Below are 19,856 nucleotides of genomic sequence, written 5' to 3' on the forward strand. Positions count from 1 at the left end.
AGCAGACTCGCTTGTTGAAACTGACTGGCTCAAGCTCATTGACGCTGAAGCACTTGCACTTACTGAGACTGATTGACTCAGGCTCAATGACGTTGAGGCACTGTTGCTCACTGAGACGGATTGACTACCGCTCAATGAGGTTGAAGCTGATTCACTTGCTGAGACAGACTGGCTCAAGCTCAGTGACGCTGAAGCACTTGCGCTTGTTGAAACTGATTGACTCAAGCTCAACGAAGATGAAGCACTTGCACTTACTGAAACTGACTGACTCAAGCTCAGTGACGCTGAAGCACTCTTACTTAATGAGACGGATTGGCTACCACTCAATGAGGTTGAAGCTGATTCACTTGCTGAAACTGACTGACTCAAGCTCAACGAAGCTGAAGCGCTCTTGCTCAATGAAACTGACTGACTCAAGCTCAGTGATGCTGAAGCACTTGCACTTACTGAGACTGACTGGCTAGTGCTCAATGAAGTTGAGGCACTGTTGCTCACTGAGATGGATTGGCTACCGCTCAATGAGGTTGAAGCTGATTCACTTGCTGAGACAGACTGGCTCAAACTCATTGACGCTGAAGCACTTGCGCTTGTTGAGACTGATTGACTCAGGCTCAATGAAGTTGAGGCACTGTTGCTCACTGAGACGGATTGGCTACCGCTCAATGAGGTTGAAGCTGATTCACTTGCTGAGACAGACTGGCTTGCGCTCAATGAAGTTGAGGCACTTGCACTTACTGAAACTGACTGACTCAAGCTCAGTGACGCTGAAGCACTCTTACTTAATGAGACGGATTGGCTACCGCTCAATGAGGTTGAAGCTGATTCACTTGCTGAAACTGACTGACTCAAGCTCAACGAAGCTGAAGCGCTCTTGCTCAATGAAACTGACTGACTCAAGCTCAGTGATGCTGAAGCACTATTACTTAATGAGACGGATTGGCTACCGCTCAATGAGGTTGAAGCTGATTCACTTGCTGAGACAGACTGACTCAAGCTCAGTGATGCTGAAGCACTATTACTTAGTGAGACAGATTGACTACCACTCAACGATGCTGAGGCACTCTTACTCAATGAAACTGACTGACTCAAGCTCAGTGATGCTGAAGCACTCTTACTTAATAAGACGGATTGGCTACCACTCAATGACGCTGAAGCGCTATTACTTAATGAAACTGATTGGCTCAGACTCAGTGACGCTGAAGCACTATTACTCAGTGAAACCGATTGACTACCGCTCAATGAGGTTGAGGCGCTCTTACTTAATGAGACGGATTGGCTACCGCTCAATGAGGTTGAAGCGCTCTTGCTCAATGAGACAGATTGACTCAAGCTCAGTGACGCTGAAGCACTATTACTTAGTGAGACGGATTGGCTACCGCTCAACGATGCTGAAGCGCTCTTACTTAATGAAACTGATTGGCTCAAGCTTAATGATGCGGAGGCACTCTTACTCAATGAAACTGACTGACTGCCGCTCAATGAGGTTGAAGCGCTCTTGCTCAATGAAACTGACCGGCTCAAGCTCAAGGACGCTGAAGCACTCTTGCTTAACGAAGTTGAGCGGCTCAAGCTTAATGACGCTGAAGCACTATTACTCAATGAGACTGACCGACTCAAACTCAACGAAGCTGAAGCGCTCTTACTTAATGAAACTGACTGGCTGCCGCTCAATGAGGTTGAAGCGCTCTTGCTCAATGAAACTGACCGACTCAAGCTCAAGGACGCTGAAGTGCTGGCGCTTACCGATGCACTCGCTGAGGCACTGGTTGACTGTCTTTGACTTAGACTAGTTGAAGCACTTCTACTCTTATAATCACTGTCAGAAAGTTTTATAGTAATCGTATCCGTAGTCTTATCTTTATAGATAATGGTAACTGTTCTATTATCACTAATAGTGAAAGAGTCTATACGTTTTTCCTGCTTATTATTTAATTTTTCAACGGCTGCTAATATACGTGTTTTTTCTTGAGAATTTAATCGAGAAACATTCTCTACTTGGAAGGTTTCAGTCGGTGCTACCCCTTCCATAATATCTGTCAGCCTACCTTGCACAATACGGACATTACCTGGCGAAGCATTTCCTGCACTATTTTTATTCCCAGCCTTATCCGTTGCTACTGCATTGCGTTGCCAACTATTTCTACCATTTTTATCATACTCTAGATTATCATTCAAATGAGCTCTTACAGTAATACGGGCTGGACTAGCAGTAGTCGCTGTGATATTCCCCGTTAAATGCTCTACAGTCCCCGTCCCATATTTATTATCTTCAAAGAAATTATTTTTAATTGGCGAACCATTTGCATCTGCATTTGAAACGATCTTAAATTCTGATAATTGCCCGCTATTATCTGTAGCAGTGAAATTAATTTGAATATCATCTCCTGCGTACACAATATAGTTGCCATTTACAGGGGTCAGGGCTTGACCATTACGAGTCACCGTCGCACTTGGAACTGGAACAGCATCCACATTAGCTGGGATAACAGCTGTAGTATTATCACGGTAGGTAATGGTAATATTCCCATTTTCAGCTACCGAAATCGTTCCGGTTACGCCATCTTTCGTAAAATCACTACCAGATAAAAGCGACTGGTTTTTTTCTTTAAATTTTTCAAGTACTTGATCGCGTTCACTTACAGTCAAAGAAGATGGATTCTTAACAATAACGGTATCCCCACTAACTGGGTTGTTTCGTTCATTAAATCCCTTAATATGGAAATTCGTACGTGCTGTCGCAGTCTGACCATGAATATCTGTTACTGTATATTCCAGAACATAGGTACCAGGCTTATAGGGTTTCCAAGTTCTGTTTTCACGACCCACTGTCCCTATTATGTCAATGGTGTATGACCTTTGGGCACCTATTTGTCTCCCCGATTGATCATAGATATATAGATCTCCAAATACCCCTTTCTTGTTAGTTGGATAGTTCGGTGCATTTAAACCTGTAATAATAGCATTGGATGGGGAGGGCGTGATTTTAGCCATCCCTTGATCATCATTCAGCCTTATCTGAAAATTATTGACTGCTTCATCATTATAAATTGTGATAGTGGATGGCATAGAAATCGTAGGTGGTTTAGAGGCTGCACGTGAGTGTGCCCCTCTAGCAATTTCTGCCCCATTTCGTGCATCACGCACACCAGAATTAGCCGCCAACACAGCATTGACAATCGAATTACGCGCTGAAGTAGCTTTTTGCACTACTGTTGTTAAATCACTAGTTGGATCAGCGAGGGCTTTTTCAATTTCTGTTACTGCAGCATTGGCCTTAGCAAGAGCTGAATCCGTATTTGGTAAATCAACCGCTTTTGCTAGATAGTCACCTATTTCAGCTGAAAGATTGGTCAACTTCCTACGGTTTTCTTCTTGTTGTTTAGCAGTGACTTCTGAAGATGCTATTGCAACCGCAGCAGCTTCAATTAAGCTAGTTGTGACAGAAGTTGATTGAACTCCACTAACACTATTCTTACCAGTAATTTCAGTTATTTTTAATTCAGCTGAGTCAATTTCAAGGTTCTTTGCTTCTTTTGAAGTAGAAGGTTGCTGGTCAATTGCTGTCGTCGATCCACTCTGTTCAATAGACAAACTTGACACTACAGAAACATTCGATCCACTTGTTGATTGACTGGCACTGCGGAAGCCGGCCTGACCAGACTCTTTTGGTGAAGTTGCTACAGTCTTATCTACCGTTTGACTCTTCTCAGCTTGTTTGAGCGCATCCTTGCCTTGGGCTTGGTTCTTATCCGCTAGCACACCAGCGGCCAGGTTATTGCTGGTTGCTAGGGCTTGGCTATTGCTCAAAGTAGCGCTAGCTAAACTTTGTCCCGCACCAGATGAGACAAAGCTATCAGCAACATTGACTCTGATATCCAGTGAGACAGAATTAGAAGCTGAGACAGAAGCATCAGCTTCTGACGCGCTAGTTAGCACTTTATCCTGTTCTAGAGAAGTTGTATTGTTAGCACTTTCTAGCTTAGCGGGCGCTTTGCTCTCTGATACTTTTACAGCAGGCGCAGTACTCGCTGATTTGCTAGTCAAGACCGAACTGCTAGCAGATACAGACCGGCTAATAGAAGTTGAGTTACTAGCGGAAATTGATTGACTGAGCGATTGACTAACAGACTGGCTAGTCGAGATACTAATAGAGACTGACTCACTTGTAGAGACAGAAGCGCTGGCTGACTGAGCAACTGAAACAGAGGCCAACTCAGAAGCTTGTTCTGCTTTTGCTTTTCGCATTTCCGCTTGCGCTTGAGCAATGATCGAATTTGTACCTGCTTCTGCAGCTTCCTCATTGTCCTTGACTTCAGCTGAAATAACAGCTTTGTCTGTATATTCAGATGTTTCATCCGCATAGACAGACTGCTCCTGAGTCACCATCAAGCCTGCCGCTCCAGCAGCTAGTATCCCTCCTAAACCTGCAAGAGTATTGAGGCTCAGATGATCGTGATCAAGCTCTTCTGTATCTGACAAGCTGCTTGAGACAACTTCTCCCATTCCACCGATACGAAAGAGATCGAGTTGAGAATTTGAAGCTTTTACCCAATTTTTTCCAGACTTATAGAGCTTATATCGCTTCTTTTCGTCAATAATCTCGAAATCTTTGTTATATTTCTTACTTCGAAACATCCTTTTCCTTTCCTTTTCCAACATGCCAGTTTTTGTTAATCTCATGACCATTAGCAAAGATGCTGGCTTATTGCATACCATAGTTTAAACGTAACAATAGACACTTTTGTACATTTTTATGCTAGGTTTCCTAATGTACCAAGTAGTATTTTAACAAAAATAAGACAAGAATTCAATCTATTGAAATCTTGTTTTATTGAAAATAAGCTTGATAAATCAAGCTATTTTAAACTATCTATATTAACCTAGAGATTTAAACTATAGATTATTATAGGAATTAACAATAAGTAACTATTTATACAAAAAAAGCTAGACGGCTGACCCGAGATACTTGGCTCAGATCCGTCTAACTTTTTTATATATTTTGAATGAGTTAGCGAGAAAGATGATTAATAATCCAAATCTTCTGCATACCCAGCTCCATTACCTACAAAGTAGCCTGTTTTACAGTTCATACTAAACAGATAAGTACCATCTGGTTTATAGAGATTGTAGTAGCCATTTCCCTTGACAATGTTAACTTTTTCAAGGATAAACTGATCTCCTGTGATGTAGCCACGCTCGCGAGACACCTTGAGGATTGTTTCCAAGACACCTGGATTGAAAGTCCAAGCAGGATTGTTCACATCATCGATAGCTGCTTGATTGTAGGGTACACGGCTAAGGTGACGCTGGAGGTTGACTCCTGCACTTGGTAGTCCGATACCAGTTTCTGCATTTCTAATACCACTAGGGTCACTAGGCGCTGGAGTCACAGCTGGCGGCGTTGATGGGACTGATGGTGCCGTAGAAGCCGCTGACGGTTCCACTGTCGGACTAGGCGCTGGTGCTGGTAGCTGCTGACTACGTCCTTGAGCAATAGCCGCCTTCAAGACCTCATCCAACTTGTTATTGCCTGTCGATACATCTGGAAGATTGGCATTTTCTTTCACTTGGGCATCCGTCTTCAATAAACCGTCAACAACGGCCCCCGTATTGAATTGTGAATTGACACTTTGGATCGCTGAAATTTGCTTAACAAGATCATCATATTTCTTCTTAGCAGCTGTATATTCTGAGCTACCAGTCAAGACATCCAACTTAGCCTTCAACTTGTCCAAATCACCAAATTTGTCATTTTTGATAGCCGTCTGACTACTATCCGTAAAGAAGCTAGCATAAAGGTCTTCAAATTCTTTAGCAGCCTCTTTCTTAGCTTCGCTAGAACTTGCAGATTTCTTTTTGCTAGAAGAAACTGTCGAACTGGAACCAGTTGTCGACTTGTGGCTCCCCCGACCTTGATGAAAATACCAAGTCGTTCCAGCGGCAAGCGCTACAAGACCTAAGGCTGAGTATAGGAAGGCTTTCTTCTTGTAGAAAGGCTTTGTCTCAGGATCGTCCTCATCCTCAAATACTGTCGGAACTGGCTTTGATACCGGCTTTGTTGCCGGGATGATTGGTGCTTCAGCTGCAACTGTTAGCGCTGGTTGTGCAGCCTTTGTAGCCTCTACATTTTCCGAAGTTGCAGCTTCTGTTTTCACTGGCTGTGCCGAAGGTGAGGTCACATTGGCAGTATTTTCCTTCGCCTGAGACTGACTCTTAAGCTGTTTGATGGTCTCTTGTATCAAAGCTTCTTTTTGTTGTGCCAGCTCTTCCATGATTCTCAGCTTTTGGGTTTCAAATTTTCCAGCCTCGATTTCATCTCGGTGTTGCTTGATGTACTTATCAAGGATATTGTCTCCTTCAGTCACACCTGCTTCGACTTCCTCGTTTTTCCGAGCGGCCTGACCGACAGTCATTTCTTTCGCATCTTCTAAGTCCAGAACGGTTTCTTTTGATTCTTGCTCTGTTGGCATCTTTTCTTCTTTGCTCACAGCATTTCCTTTCTAATCTAGTTGTCTTTTGACCCTTTGGCCAAAGTATTGATATAAATCAACTTTTAAAGTACCATTGTAAAGTTTTCGCTTTTTATCCGCCTGACTGCCATATTTGGCTTCAAAGGCCTCATCGCTGGTCAAGATAAATTTACTCCATGTCTTCAAGGGAGCAAAGGTTTCTCCCATTTCTTGATAGAGCTTGGTCACCGCATCATCGTCTAACAAACGCTCACCATAAGGCGGATTGGAAATAATGACGCCATTGATCTTGTCCGTATGAAGGTCTTGCAGGCGCATTTGCTTAAATTGAATCTGGTCAGCAACGCCGGCTTCTTCCGCATTTTTCTTGGCAATCTCTACCAGACGAGCATCCAAGTCAGAACCTGAAATATCTAGTTGGATGTCTTGGTCAATCTGAGCCAGTGCTTCTGCCCGAAGCTGACGCACCAAGTCCTTGTCTACCCAATTCCAGTCTTCAAAAGCAAAGGATCGGTGCAAACCTGGGGCCATCTTCATCCCAATCATAGCCGCTTCGATACAGAAGGTTCCTGATCCGCAAGTCGGGTCAATCAAGGGTTTGTCTGGGTACCAATTTGACAAAAGCAAAATCGCGGCTGCCATATTTTCTTTGATTGGCGCTCCGCCTTTTTCTGTCCGATAGCCACGTTTGAACAAGCTAGAGCCACTAGTATCAATCATGACCGTCACTAAATCTTTCAAAATGGAAACTTCAATCTTAAATTCTGCTCCATTTTCCTGCAAAGGGACACCTTCTGGACGAGCATAATGCTTTTGCAGTTTTTTTACAACTGCTTTTTTTGAAATGGCTTGAACACTGGGCTCATTATGAAGTTTTGACTTGACGCATTTGGCTTTAGAAATGGGGAATTTGGCACCTAAGGGTAGATAATTTTCCCAGTCCAAAGCAAAGACACCTTGAAAAAGCTCTTCAAATGTTTTAGCTGGAAATATTCCCACAACAATCTTAATCCGATCTGCTGAGCGCAGCCAGAGATTGGTTTGAATGATGGTAGCAATATCGCCACTAAAGCGAACACGGCCATTTTCAACCTGACAATCTAGACCCAAATCCCGAATCTCACGGCCAACCACAGCTTCTAGACCTGCTGCTGCAGTAGCAATTAAATTAAATNTTTCTTTCATTCTTTCTTACTCTATCACTATCCGCTTGGCCACGCCGTTAAAAACTAGCCTCAGCTAGAAAGNAGAATGTTCTTNCTTGGCTCCTCNTTTTGAGAAAAACCTTGCTTTCCTATTTTGTCCCTTGCAGCAATTTTCTGTCTAAGGGACTCTATATCTTAATCAAAAAGCTAGCATATGCTAGCTAACCTATGTGCAATTTTCTATAAGCCATGTTTTGTTCCAGAAATGACTAGGTACCATCTCCTTCGATAATCATCTGTCTACTGTTTCCAGTCAGAATGCTATGTTCGTTTCCACGCATTCCGTGCCCCGACCAAAGTTTGGGTTGCTAGCTTGAGGGGTTTACCGCGTTCCACTTCTTCTGTTTCCAGAAGAACTACGTCACTGTGGCACTTTCAGACCTATTCAGACCTATCTAAAGACTTAGCCTTTTCAGTCGCCGTAACGGATTGCTCCGTCCCTAGGCTTATTGTTTCGCCTAGCACAAACACTACCAGCATCACAGCCGGTGCTAGCATGGACTTTCCTCATGAAAATATCAAATCTTCACGCGATTATCCAAAAATTGCACTCTGCAACATTATTGCTCTTCGTTGTCCAGAATTTGCTTGCCAAAAACTTCCTTTTCCAAACGGCTTAAACGTTTCAAAATATCGAAGTTAGTCGCTGTTCCCATCTGTGGCATCTCAATTGTTGGTTGAGCTGGCTGACTAGGCGTTGAAGGAGTAGCAGTTGCTTGATTCGATACTTGTTCTTTGAGAATAATAATCTCCTCACGCAACTCCTTTACCAAAGCTGCATAAGTTTCATAATCCTTGATCACATTATCCAAAAATTCATCCACTTCAGCTTTGCTATATCCTCGCACTTCGCGCTTAAAATCTTGATCAAAAATATCTTTTGCTGTATAAATAATACTCGCCATGCTCTCGCTCCAATCTAGTTTATCATATCCAATTATATACGAAAGCACCTATAAAAAGCAAGATTTATACCCTACTTTTCCGAAAAAATTTCTGCAACCTCATTCAGGTCATCAAATGTTAATTTTTTGATAAAATACTGTCCTTGATTTTTCATCTCTCTGTAAAGATACTTAAGATTGGTCTCATTTTCCTCATCGTAAAATAGATAAGCTCCATCTGTATTTTGAAGCAGAAATTGGTTATATTCGCGAAACTGACTCGGACTTTGATAGCTAGGATAGGCATATTTAACGAAATCTACTTGTTTAAAATTCGCTAGTTTGGCCTGATTTTCTTCGTTCCAATTCTTTCCCTGGTCTTCAAAAAGAAAAATCGTAGCAAGCTTAAAATTATAATCTTTTCTTAATTCCCGAGCGACTTCTAAAACCCAAGTTTCAAAACCTAGATTTCCCGTAAAGATGAGCCACTCCAATCCTTCATCCAGCAAGCGCTGTAAATCCCGTCTGACCGCCTCTTTGATGATCTTGATCCGCATGTCTTTTTCATTCATAATGCCAAGTTCAAAAGCCTTGTAACCTACAATTAATAGACTTGTCATTTATTCTCCCTCAAAAAATATTTTTATGATATAATAGAGTGATGTTATTGTACCAATAAGGAGTTTTATGGTCAACTACCCTCACAAGCTAAAAATAAAAAGTAAATTAGCCCATCCAAGTTCAAAGACGGCTGTTAACTTTGCCAATCGTGGGATGTCTTTTGAGAAGATGATCAACGAATCCAACAACTACTACTTGAGTAGGGGACTCGCTGTCATCCATAAGAAGCCAACACCCGTTCAGATTGTCAAAGTGGACTATCCTCAACGCAGTCGTGCAAAGATTGTGGAAGCCTATTTCCGACAGGCATCCACGACCGATTATTCTGGTGTCTTTAAGGGACATTATATTGACTTTGAAGCCAAGGAAACACGGCAAAAAACAGCCATGCCTCTAAAAAATTTCCATCTACACCAGATTGAACATATGGAGGCAGTCCTTCAGCAAAAAGGAATCTGCTTTGTCTTACTGCACTTCTCTAGCTTGCGGGAGACCTATCTACTTCCAGCATCTTATTTGATTACATTTTATAAGATGGATAAAGGCGGAAAATCCCTCCCTTTATCTTACATTCAAGAACATGGATTTTTAATCGAAACAAAGCAATTTCCAAGCATCCCTTACCTTGAAATTATCGAACAAAAACTACTAGGTGGTATCACAAATGAATAAACAAACCCTTTTGCAGGCCTTAAAATATCTTGCAAGTGCCTTCTTATCTCTCTTTATCATTGGAGTTGTGAGTGGCGTTCTGGTCTTCACATACTATGTCGCCAAGTCTCCTACCCTTTCTGAGAAGGATCTTGTCGCAACAACTTCAAGTAAGATTTACGATAGCGATAACAATCTGATTGCGGACCTCGGTTCTGAAAAGCGGGTCAATGCGTCAACAGACCAGATCCCTACACAGCTAGTAGATGCCATCGTTGCGATTGAGGACCACCGCTTCTTTAATCACCGTGGGGTTGATTTTATTCGGATAGGCGGAGCCTTCCTGAGCAATCTTCGAGGAGGCGGACGTCAAGGGGGATCTACCTTAACCCAGCAGTTGATCAAGCTGACTTATTTCTCTACTTCCTCAGCAGATGCTACTCTTTCTCGGAAAATCCAAGAAGCATGGCTGGCAACTCAACTTGAGCGAAAGGCTACCAAGCAAGAAATCCTGACCTACTATGTCAATAAAGTCTATATGTCCAATGGAAATTACGGGATGCAAACAGCTTCCCAAAGTTACTATGGCAAAGATTTGAAAGATTTGACCCTTCCTCAGATTGCCCTGCTTGCAGGAATGCCTCAGGCTCCTAACCAATATGATCCTTACACAAATCCAGAAGCTGCCACTCAGCGTCGTAATCTCGTACTATCTGAAATGTATGAACTCAAGTACATCTCACCAGAACAATACGAACAAGCTATCAATACACCAGTGACCGACGGCTTACAGAGCTTGAAAAATTCAGCTAGCTATCCTGCCTATATGGATAACTACTTAAAAGAAGTTATTGAGCAAGTCGAAGAAGAAACTGGCTACAATGTCCTTACGACTGGTATGGAAGTTTATACCAACGTTAATACCGAAGCACAGAAAAAATTGTGGGATATTTACAACACGGAAGAATATGTTGCTTATCCAGATGATGAACTGCAAGTGGCATCAACCGTTATGGATGTTACCAACGGGAAAGTCATTGCCCAACTGGGTGCTCGCCATCAGTCTTCCAATGTTTCTTTTGGTACCAACCAAGCAGTCGAAACAAATCGCGACTGGGGTTCTACCATGAAACCAATTACCGATTATGCCCCAGCATTGGAATACAATGTTTTCACTTCCACTGCTGCCTCAATCCAAGATGCTCCTTACTATTTCCCTGGAACATCTACTCCAGTCTATAACTGGGATAAACGCTATTTTGGCTGGATTACCATCCAATATGCGATCCAAGAATCTCGTAACGTCCCAGCCGTCAAATCGTTAGAAGAAGTCGGATTGGATAATTCCTTGAAATTCCTCAACGGTATTGGCATCAATTATCCTGAAATGCACTATTCTAATGCCATTTCAAGTAATACAAGCAAGGCTGGCAATCAATATGGAGCAAGTAGTGAAAAAATGGCTGCGGCTTACGCTGCATTTGCTAATGGTGGAACTTATTACAAACCACAATATGTCAATCGAGTTGTCTTTAGCGATGGAACAGAAAAAGTCTTTTCAAATGGCGGATCAAAAGCTATGAAAGAGACGACAGCCTACATGATGACAGACATGATGAAGACAGTTCTTCAGTCTGGAACTGGTACCAATGCTGCAATTCCAGGAGTTTATCAAGCAGGTAAAACTGGTACTTCCAACTATGCAGATGATGAGCTAGAAAAGTTGACAAAACCTTACTACAGTTCTAGTATTGTCACACCAGACGAACTTTTTGTTGGCTACACTCCACAATACTCTATGGCTGTTTGGACTGGTTACTCAAATCGCCTCACTCCTGTTTTAGATGATGGAGTTAAGGTAGCAACCGATGTTTACCGCTCTATGATGCTCTATCTGACAGGCTATAGCAATGAAGACTGGACACCACCAAGCGGACTTTTCCGTAGCGGATCCTATCTCTATCTCAATGGTACTTCTACTTACAGCCGCGCTTATACCCAATCATCTTCAAGCTCCACTTCTGAGTCAAGCTCAGAATCTTCAAGTCAAAGTACGAGCGAATCTAGCGAAGAACATAGTAGTACCAACTCTAGTTCCCAAACAAGTTCAACAAGTTCTGGAACAACCAGCAGCTCAACTAGTTCTAACCAAGGAACTGAACATCGTTAAACTAAAAAAGATTGGATTTTAGAAATCCAATCTTTTTTATGTTTAAATAAATCAATAGCTTTCTGCAATTGCTCATCCTATCAAATTATTTCGCCATTAGCAAGAGCTCCCATTGGATCCCATGGTGCTAGGACAATTGGATCAGCATTGTAGGCTGCCAACTCTTCTGGAGTCAATAATTCTTTTCTGACTACGATTTGGTAAGTGTACTCATCCATCCAAGCGTCGCTAGCGACAAAGTATCCCTTATCACCAACCTTTTCGCCCCAAGAATTTTCTACTTTCCATTTTTTAGCTTGACCCTTTTCATCCAAGTCCACTCCAGCCAGTACCATGGCATGGGTCATGAGGCTTTCGCTGTAATCAAGACGACCTGCTTTATCTTGGGTCAATTGGATATCCATGCTAGAGGTTAAATCATGCATACCTGCTTCCATGATACCAGCCTTGCGATTGCTGGATTGACCCACATCAGAGCCAAACCAAACGGTCTCACCAGCCTGCATCTGTGCAATAGCCAATTCCTTGAGACGTTTCATTTCTACATTCAAATAGCGAACAGGTTTACTGCCGACTACATTGCCCAACATTTCGACCGTGTAAGACTTGCCATAAGGTTTATCAGCAGTTGGCGCATTGATGATAGACACATAGTCATCTAGCTTGAGGTCTACATATTTTTGGTAAAAGGCCTGCGGAGTCAAATCAGCTTCCCTATGGTAGTTGCCGTCCTTGTCCCGATAAGCAAAGTCAAACTTCCGAGGAGGTAAGCCCAGCGACATTGCTAGGAAGTTGAAAATTTCCTGCAACAAAGCTTCTTTCTTGGCTTGTAGACTAGCTTCATCTGCACCACTCAGGGCCAGTTCGCGCAAGATTTGCGCATCCTGACGTAGGAGTTTATTGAGCAACTGATTGAGCTCTCGGCTATTGCTGGAAGAAATGGACTCTGGATAGACTGACTTAGGCACAACGCCGTATTTCTCAAAAAGCGCTACTACCATATCCCACTGACCGCCATCCTGCTGAGGCGTATCTAGGAGAAACTTAACCTTGCGGCTAGTCAATTCTTGGTCAGCCGTTGCCAAAACTTGCTCTAAGAACCAGTTGGATTTTTCATACTTATCCCAAAAGAAGGTATGAGCTTGAGACAGTTCAAAGTCCTCCAACTGAAAGCCAGCAATCATCTTGTGGCGGAAGGTATTGAGGGCTGCAAACATCCAGCAGCGGCCAGAAGCCTTCTGGTCGCTGACCTTGTCTTTGGTGAGATCCAGTGAGAAAACAGGTGCATTTTCTACAGCAGCAGTCCGTTTTTCTAAAGAAGTCAAAAGACCATTGTGGCTAATAGCATTTTCCATTGCCGCATACTTGGGATTGGCCTCATAAGCAGCATACAACTTATCTGTAAAATCTTGTTTTAATGAATTCATAGAATCCTCCTTGTCATTATACATCTATTATAGAACTTTAAAAAAAGAGCGCAAGTAAAAAAGTTAGGCAAGCCTAACTTTTTCTTTTTAAATCTGATTTTAGGATCCCATAGACGGAAAAATCTCTGACTTGTCCTTTATGAAATATAGCCTGACGGAAAGTACCTTCGTAGCTCATGCCAGCTTTAGTCATAACACGCCCCGAAGCTGGATTGGCTGTTACAAATCTTGCTGTGACACGATTGAATCCTGCATCTTGCAAGAGATAGTTTAGAACAGCTTTCAAAGCTTCTGTCATCAGCCCTTGCCCCCAATAGTCTTTACTTAAAATATAACCGACCTCGCAAGCATTGACTGCTTCATCTCTATCTACCACACTAATATCACCAATCACTTGTTCAGGTTTTTCCTTCAGACAGATGGCCCACTTGTAAAAATCCATGTTTTGATAATTCTCAACCCAGCGAGCAATAGACTGTTGGGTAACATCAGGACTCTCATGAGCATCCCAAGTCACATGCAGCAAATTATCCGGACGAGAAGCCCAATTGTCATACATAGCTTGAGCATCCGATTCCAGAAAAGGTCTTAGCAAAAGGCGTTTGGTTTCAATAGACTGTGTACCTGTCTTTTCCATAACTTCCTCATTTCTTGGCTCAGACTAAAAAGTTTCGATCGAGATTTTCACTTCCAAAATTCATCAAAAATTGTAATTGGCAAATGGCGTTTGTGCTGACCTTTGTGCCACCAAGACTCGATCGTTTCTTGGGCTTGGGCTGAAACGGACTTGCCTTCGAGATAATCATCAATTTCATTGTAAGTCACGCCCAGAGCAACTTCATCCGCAATCCCAGGTTTTTCTTCTTCCAAATCAGCCGTCGGAACCTTCTCATAAAGAGCTGGATCGGCACCCAAAGCAATCAAAAGCTGTTTACCTTGGCGTTTATTGAGACGATAAAGGGGCACAATATCTGCTCCGCCATCTCCGAACTTGGTGAAAAAGGCTGTAACATTTTCTGCTGCATGGTCGGTCCCAATGACAGCTCCGCTATATGAACCAGCCAAAGCATACTGGGCAATCATGCGGCTGCGGGCCTTAATATTGCCCTTGTTAAAGTCAGAGACTTTGGCACCTGTTGCCTCCACAGCAGCTGTCATGGCATCAGCGGATTCCTTGATATTGACTGTCAGACTGAGGTCAGGCTGGATGAAAGCCAGAGCCTTTTGGGCATCGTCCTCATCCGCTTGAATGCCGTAAGGCAGGCGGACAGCGATAAAACGATAGCTCTCATCTCCTGTCTCTGCCCGCATTTCTTCTACGGCTAGCTGGGCTAAACGACCAGCCAAGGTTGAGTCTTGACCACCAGAAATGCCCAGAATATAGCTTTTCAAAAAAGGATGCTTTCTCAGATAGGCCTTGAGAAAGTCCACCGTCTTGCGGATTTCTTCCTCTGGGTCAATGATGGGCTTGACGCCCAGTTGAACGATGATTTCTTCTTGTAGGCTCATTTTTCTGCTCCTGTCTGGTAGGCTTTCTTGCGCATCTGGTCAATCAAATCCATCTTATCCTGCCAAATATCACGCGCCAAATCGACAGGATAATCTTGTGGATTGAGGACCCGTTTGTACTCGTCCCAGAGTTTGTCAAATTCTTGGCGGGCATAGTCCTGAATCTCAGACAGACTCGGCAAATCGTAAACGAGCTGGCCTTCTTTATAAATATCCACCAAGAGTGGCACCGCATCGAAATTCTTGACTGTTTTGTTAATATAAGTATAAGTCGGATGGAACATTTCCAGCTCTGCCAGATGGGTGACATCTACACCATCATAAGTGATGTAGTCGCCCTCAGACTTGCCTTTTTCACGGCTGGTAATCCGCCAAACCTGCTTCTTGCCCGGAGTCGAAACCTTTTCAGCATTGTTAGACAGCTTGATGGTATTGCGCAAGTGCCCATTCTCATCTTCAATCGCTACAATCTTGTAAACCGCGCCCAGAGCTGGCTGATCGTAAGCGGTAATCAGCTTGGTTCCCACGCCCCAGACATCTATCTTAGCCTTTTGCATTTTCAAGTTGAGAATAGTATTTTCATCCAAATCATTGGAAGCGTAGATTTTAGCATTTGGGAAGCCCGCTTCATCTAACTGCTGGCGAACTTTTTTGGAAATATAGGCTAGGTCTCCAGAATCAATCCGTACACCCAAGAAATTGATTTTATCCCCAAATTCACGCGCTACACGGATGGCCGTAGGAACCCCGATCCGAAGGGTATCGTAGGTGTCTACCAAGAACACACAGTCCCGATGAGTGCTCGCATAAGCCTTGAAAGCCTCGTAATCATTGCCATAAACCTGCACAAGTGCATGGGCATGCGTCCCCAGAACGGGAATATCAAAAAGCTTGCCTGCCCGAACATTGCTGGTACCATTTGCTCCACCGATAACGGCCGCCCGTGTACCCCAAATCGCCGCATCCATTTCCTGAGCACGACGGGTACCAAACTCCATCAACGGCTCATCTTCGATCACAGAGCGGATACGAGCTGCCTTGGTCGCAATCAAGGTTTGGAAATTCACGATATTTAAAATCGCAGTTTCTACCAACTGACATTGAGCCAGCGGCCCTTCGACCTGAACAATCGGTTCATTGGCAAAAACCAAATCTCCTTCTTTAGCAGAACGCACGGTCAGCTGCATCTTGAAATCACGTAAATACTCTAAGAAAGCTCCGTTATAGCCCAAGGACGCTAAATAGTTCAAATCTGTCTGACTGAATGTCAAATCATTCAGATAAGCCACAATCCTCTCTAAGCCCGCAAAAACGGCATAGCCATTATTAAAAGGATTCTTGCGAAAATAGACTTCAAAAACAGCACGCTTATTATGGATACCTTCGTTGAAATAAACCTGCATCATATTGATTTGGTATAAGTCTGTATGTAAAGTCAAACTGTCATCTGGAAACATAATTGAGCTCCTTTTATCATAGTTATTCTATATTATAACATAAATTGCAAGAAAGCCTTGATTCAATAGCAAAATACCTCCAGAATTTCTTCCGAAGGTATCTTCTTCTATCTTTCACTTGGAAATATTAGATTCCATAAGTCTTGTTCACGCGGCGCATCTGTTTAAATTCTTTTTTATAGGTTACTTTAACTGCTACTTTCATTTTTGCCACCTCGTTTCTTTTGATGCTTTTATTATAGGCCTCAAAGCTTAAGGAAGGCTTAGAATTTTCTTGCAGAAAGCTTAAACCAATAAATCCAAACTTTATCTGGCTAATCCAGAAAATCGCGTTTTTCAAGATGCAGGGATACCAGGTGCCAATTGGCATCCTGCCGCCAGCTAGGATTGGCAACGATTTGACTGGCTACCTTGCGCGCTTCTTCCAAAATGGGATAATCCTCCACGATGTCCGCTACCTGAAACTCTGGAATACCAGACTGACGGGTCCCAAAAATTTCACCAGAGCCACGCATCTTGAGGTCTTCCTCAGCCAGAACAAAGCCATCTGTCGTCTCAGTCATGATTTTCATCCGTTTCTTCCCAGACTCCGTCTTGGGATTGGCAACCAGAACGGCATAAGACTGCTTATTTCCCCGTCCCACTCGGCCCCGCAGCTGATGAAGCTGGCTGAGCCCGAAGCGGTCAGCATCCATGATAACCATGATGGTCGCATTCGGAACATTGACGCCGACTTCAATAACTGTAGTTGACACTAAAATATCCGTTTTCCCGTCCTTGAAGTCCTGCATTATAGCTTCTTTTTCGTCATTTTTCATGCGGCCGTGAAGGAGAGCCACCTGAGCCTGATTGGCAAAGTAGGTCTTGAGCTCTTCCTCTAGCGCAATCGCGTTTTTCAAGTCCAAGGCCTCGGATTCCTCAATCAAGGGAGAAATAAAGTAGACTTGGGCGCCCTTGGCCAGCTCTTTTTTCATCCAGTCCAAGACCACTTCTAACTGTTCATGCTTAACCCAGCGGGTAATGATGGGCTTGCGGCCAGCCGGCATCTGGTCGATAATAGAGACATCCATATCACCAAAAGCGGTAATAGCAAGCGTTCGAGGAATCGGTGTGGCTGTCATCATGAGGACGTCTGGATTATTCCCTTTTTCCCGCAAAATCCGACGCTGGTCCACCCCAAAACGATGCTGCTCATCAATAATGACTAGGCCCAGTCGATGATAGACTACCCCTTCCTGAATCAAGGCATGGGTGCCGACCACCATATCTACTTGCCCTGACTCTATGGCAGCTAAAGTCTCTCTGCGTTCAGCGGCTTTCATACCACCAGTTAGGAGGGCTAAATTCAGCTCAGGAAAGAGCTGATTCAGGCTGTCCAGATGCTGCTCAGCCAAGATTTCTGTCGGCACCATCAAAGCCGACTGATAGCCTGCCGTATAAGCAGCATACATGGCCAAGCCAGCCACAACAGTCTTACCACTACCAACATCTCCCTGCAAGAGGCGATTCATGTGAACAAGCGATTGCAAATCACTGAGTATTTCTTCCAGACTCCGTTCTTGGGCTTCCGTCAGAGAAAAGGGTAATGCAGCCTTCTTTTGAGCCAGCATTTTTTCCTGCCAAGGGATAGCGAGTCCCTGGCTGACATCCTTGGTCTCATGCTTCAGAACCTGCAGCTGCATCTGAAAGTAAAAAAGCTCTTCAAACTTGACTCGACGCAGGGCCTGCTTATATTCCGCCAAATCTTTGGGAAAGTGCATGGCACGCACGGCTTGAGTGCGCCCCAAAAGCTGGTAGCGCTCCAGAAGGATAGGGGGAAGATTTTCCTCTAACAACTGATCTAGACCTTGGTCAAAGGCCACCTTAATCAGCTTGACTAGACTGGCCTGACTGATTCCTTGGGCAACTCGATAAACAGGCTGCAAGTCGTCTTCGACCTGAGCTAAAACCTTCATCCCCGTCAGACTGGCCTTGGCCTTATCCCATTTACCAAAAATAGCCACCGTCGCTCCCAGCTCAATCTTATCTGCCAGATAAGGCTGGTTGAAAAAATTGACTGCAATCGCGACTTCTCCCTGCTTGATCGTAAAACGCAGGCGATTGCGCTTGTATCCATAGTACTGGACATTAGCTGGAGTCGCGACGATCCCAGAAATAACTGCCTTTTCTCCATCTTCCAAGTCGAGGACATTCTTGCTCTTAAAATCCTCATAGCGAAAAGGAAAATAGAGCAGGAGATCCTGCAAGCTCTCAAGGCCTAGTTTTTTAAATTTTTCAGCCGATTTTGGCCCCACTCCTGTCAGGGCCGTCAAAGCCTGATGCAGATTCATCCTGTCTCCTTTCCTTCTTCTTAATTGTCTTTTATTTTTTATACTCTCTCGGTACCCTATCGCTGATTAAGCAGACCACTTCATAGTTAATCGTGCCACGCTTTTCTGCCACATCCGTTGCTGTGATAAGCTCAGCTCCACTCTGGCCAATCAAGACCACCTGCGTTCCCAAAGGGTAGACTCGAGGCAGACGCACCGTGATCTGATCCATGGAAACACGACCGACAATTGGACAGCGCTGACCATCGATCAAGACATCGAAGCTCTGCATATCCCGGGTCCAGCCATCAGCATATCCCATAGGAATGGTTCCAATGATTTGCTGGCTATCACTGGTATAGGTCGCCCCATAGCCGACATGGGCACCCGCTTGAATTTCTTTGACGTGAACCAGAGCAGATTCTAAACTCAAAGCTGGTTTGACCTCATAAGGCAAGTCCAGCACTCGTCCACTAGGATTCAGCCCGTAAATAATATCGCCCAGCCGAACAGCATTCATAATCGTTTCACTGTGCCAAAGAGTTGTAGCAGAGTTGCTAGCATGCACAATCGGCGGCAAGAAAGCTAACTCATTCAAAATCTCTTTAAAGCGACTTAATTGGGCTACAAAATGACTTGTATCTAATTCGTCAGCTGTTGCAAAATGAGTGAAAATTCCTTCTACCACAGCTCCTGCTGCTTGCAGGCGGCTAATTGCTTGCTGGGCTTCTTGACTATCACGGAAGCCAATGCGTCCCATGCCAGAATCAATCTTGATATGGACGGTCAAGCCCGTCAGATTAGCCTGCTGGCTCAAGAGTTCCTCTAGCCAAACTAGGCTGGCTACCGTCAAGGTAATCTGCTGCTGGATCGCTAAAGGCACAGCTTCCAATGAAGAAACACCCAAAATAAGAATGGATTTAGCAATGCCAGCTTCTCGTAGTTCGAGAGCTTCGTCAATATTAGATACGCAAAAACCGTCTACAAGGGCCTGAACGTGTTGAGAGACAGGAACCGCACCATGTCCATAAGCATTGGCCTTTACTACTGCCCACTTCTGGACCGACCGAGGAATATGAGCCGCAATTTGCTCAATATTAAATGCAATAGCAGACAGATCTATGACTGCTTTAGTGGGTCTATGTAGACTAGC

General features: G+C 43.8%; 13 protein-coding genes and 1 other RNA gene. 2 read left to right on the top strand and 12 right to left on the bottom strand.

Annotation, left to right across the window (positions count from 1 at the left end; genetic code table 11):
• The 6 genes from D8792_RS11485 to D8792_RS10450 all read right to left on the bottom strand — a co-directional run.
• Positions 1-4,680 (bottom strand): MiiA motif-containing surface protein (locus D8792_RS11485; protein WP_185758448.1); only part of this gene is annotated, 4,680 nt, incomplete at its 3' end.
• Positions 4,681-5,024: 344 nt separating this feature from the next.
• The gene (locus tag D8792_RS10430) at positions 5,025-6,488 is read right to left on the bottom strand and encodes a cell division site-positioning protein MapZ family protein (RefSeq protein ID WP_125373968.1); all 1,464 of its coding nucleotides are present in this window, start codon (positions 6,486-6,488) and stop codon (positions 5,025-5,027) included.
• 12 nt (positions 6,489-6,500) lie between these two features.
• A complete protein-coding gene (locus tag D8792_RS10435; RefSeq protein WP_125373969.1) occupies positions 6,501-7,655 on the bottom strand; it encodes a THUMP domain-containing class I SAM-dependent RNA methyltransferase in 1,155 nt (384 codons plus the stop codon).
• Positions 7,656-7,853: 198 nt separating this feature from the next.
• An RNA gene (rnpB, locus tag D8792_RS10440) (RNase P RNA component class B) lies at positions 7,854-8,221 on the bottom strand.
• 14 nt (positions 8,222-8,235) lie between these two features.
• Positions 8,236-8,580, bottom strand: coding sequence for a cell division regulator GpsB (gene gpsB / locus D8792_RS10445; protein WP_125373970.1), 345 nt, complete (start codon positions 8,578-8,580; stop codon positions 8,236-8,238).
• 71 nt (positions 8,581-8,651) lie between these two features.
• Positions 8,652-9,179, bottom strand: coding sequence for an SLOG family protein (locus D8792_RS10450; protein WP_125373971.1), 528 nt, complete (start codon positions 9,177-9,179; stop codon positions 8,652-8,654).
• A 67-nt stretch (positions 9,180-9,246) separates the two neighbouring features.
• Between D8792_RS10450 and recU the strand changes: the two genes are divergently transcribed.
• Positions 9,247-9,852 (top strand): Holliday junction resolvase RecU, encoded by a 606-nt coding sequence (gene recU, locus D8792_RS10455; RefSeq protein ID WP_125373972.1) that lies wholly within the window; start codon positions 9,247-9,249, stop codon positions 9,850-9,852.
• The gene (pbp1a, locus tag D8792_RS10460; RefSeq protein ID WP_125373973.1) at positions 9,845-12,001 is read left to right on the top strand and encodes a penicillin-binding protein PBP1A; all 2,157 of its coding nucleotides are present in this window, start codon (positions 9,845-9,847) and stop codon (positions 11,999-12,001) included. Before recU ends, pbp1a begins: the two co-directional genes overlap by 8 nt.
• 80 nt (positions 12,002-12,081) lie before the next feature.
• Here pbp1a and pepC read toward each other — a convergent pair whose 3' ends face one another.
• The 6 genes from pepC to alr all read right to left on the bottom strand — a co-directional run.
• Complete coding sequence (pepC, locus tag D8792_RS10465; RefSeq protein ID WP_125373974.1) at positions 12,082-13,428, bottom strand: aminopeptidase C; 1,347 nt, start codon at positions 13,426-13,428, stop codon at positions 12,082-12,084.
• A gap of 73 nt (positions 13,429-13,501) precedes the next feature.
• Entirely contained in the window at positions 13,502-14,065 is a 564-nt protein-coding gene (locus D8792_RS10470; protein ID WP_125373975.1) for a GNAT family N-acetyltransferase, read from the bottom strand.
• Between the two features lie 47 nt (positions 14,066-14,112).
• The gene (gene nadE / locus D8792_RS10475; RefSeq protein ID WP_125373976.1) at positions 14,113-14,937 is read right to left on the bottom strand and encodes an NAD(+) synthase; all 825 of its coding nucleotides are present in this window, start codon (positions 14,935-14,937) and stop codon (positions 14,113-14,115) included.
• Entirely contained in the window at positions 14,934-16,394 is a 1,461-nt protein-coding gene (locus D8792_RS10480; protein ID WP_125373977.1) for a nicotinate phosphoribosyltransferase, read from the bottom strand. The genes nadE and D8792_RS10480 overlap by 4 nt, the downstream gene beginning before the upstream one ends.
• A gap of 314 nt (positions 16,395-16,708) precedes the next feature.
• The gene (gene recG, locus D8792_RS10490) at positions 16,709-18,766 is read right to left on the bottom strand and encodes an ATP-dependent DNA helicase RecG (RefSeq protein WP_260470299.1); all 2,058 of its coding nucleotides are present in this window, start codon (positions 18,764-18,766) and stop codon (positions 16,709-16,711) included.
• A partial coding sequence (gene alr / locus D8792_RS10495; protein WP_125373980.1) for an alanine racemase occupies positions 18,756-19,856 on the bottom strand: 1,101 nt, incomplete at its 5' end. The genes recG and alr, both read right to left, overlap by 11 nt.

This window comes from Streptococcus cristatus, from assembly GCF_003943505.1.
Classification (GTDB): Bacteria; Bacillota; Bacilli; order Lactobacillales; family Streptococcaceae; genus Streptococcus; species Streptococcus cristatus_E.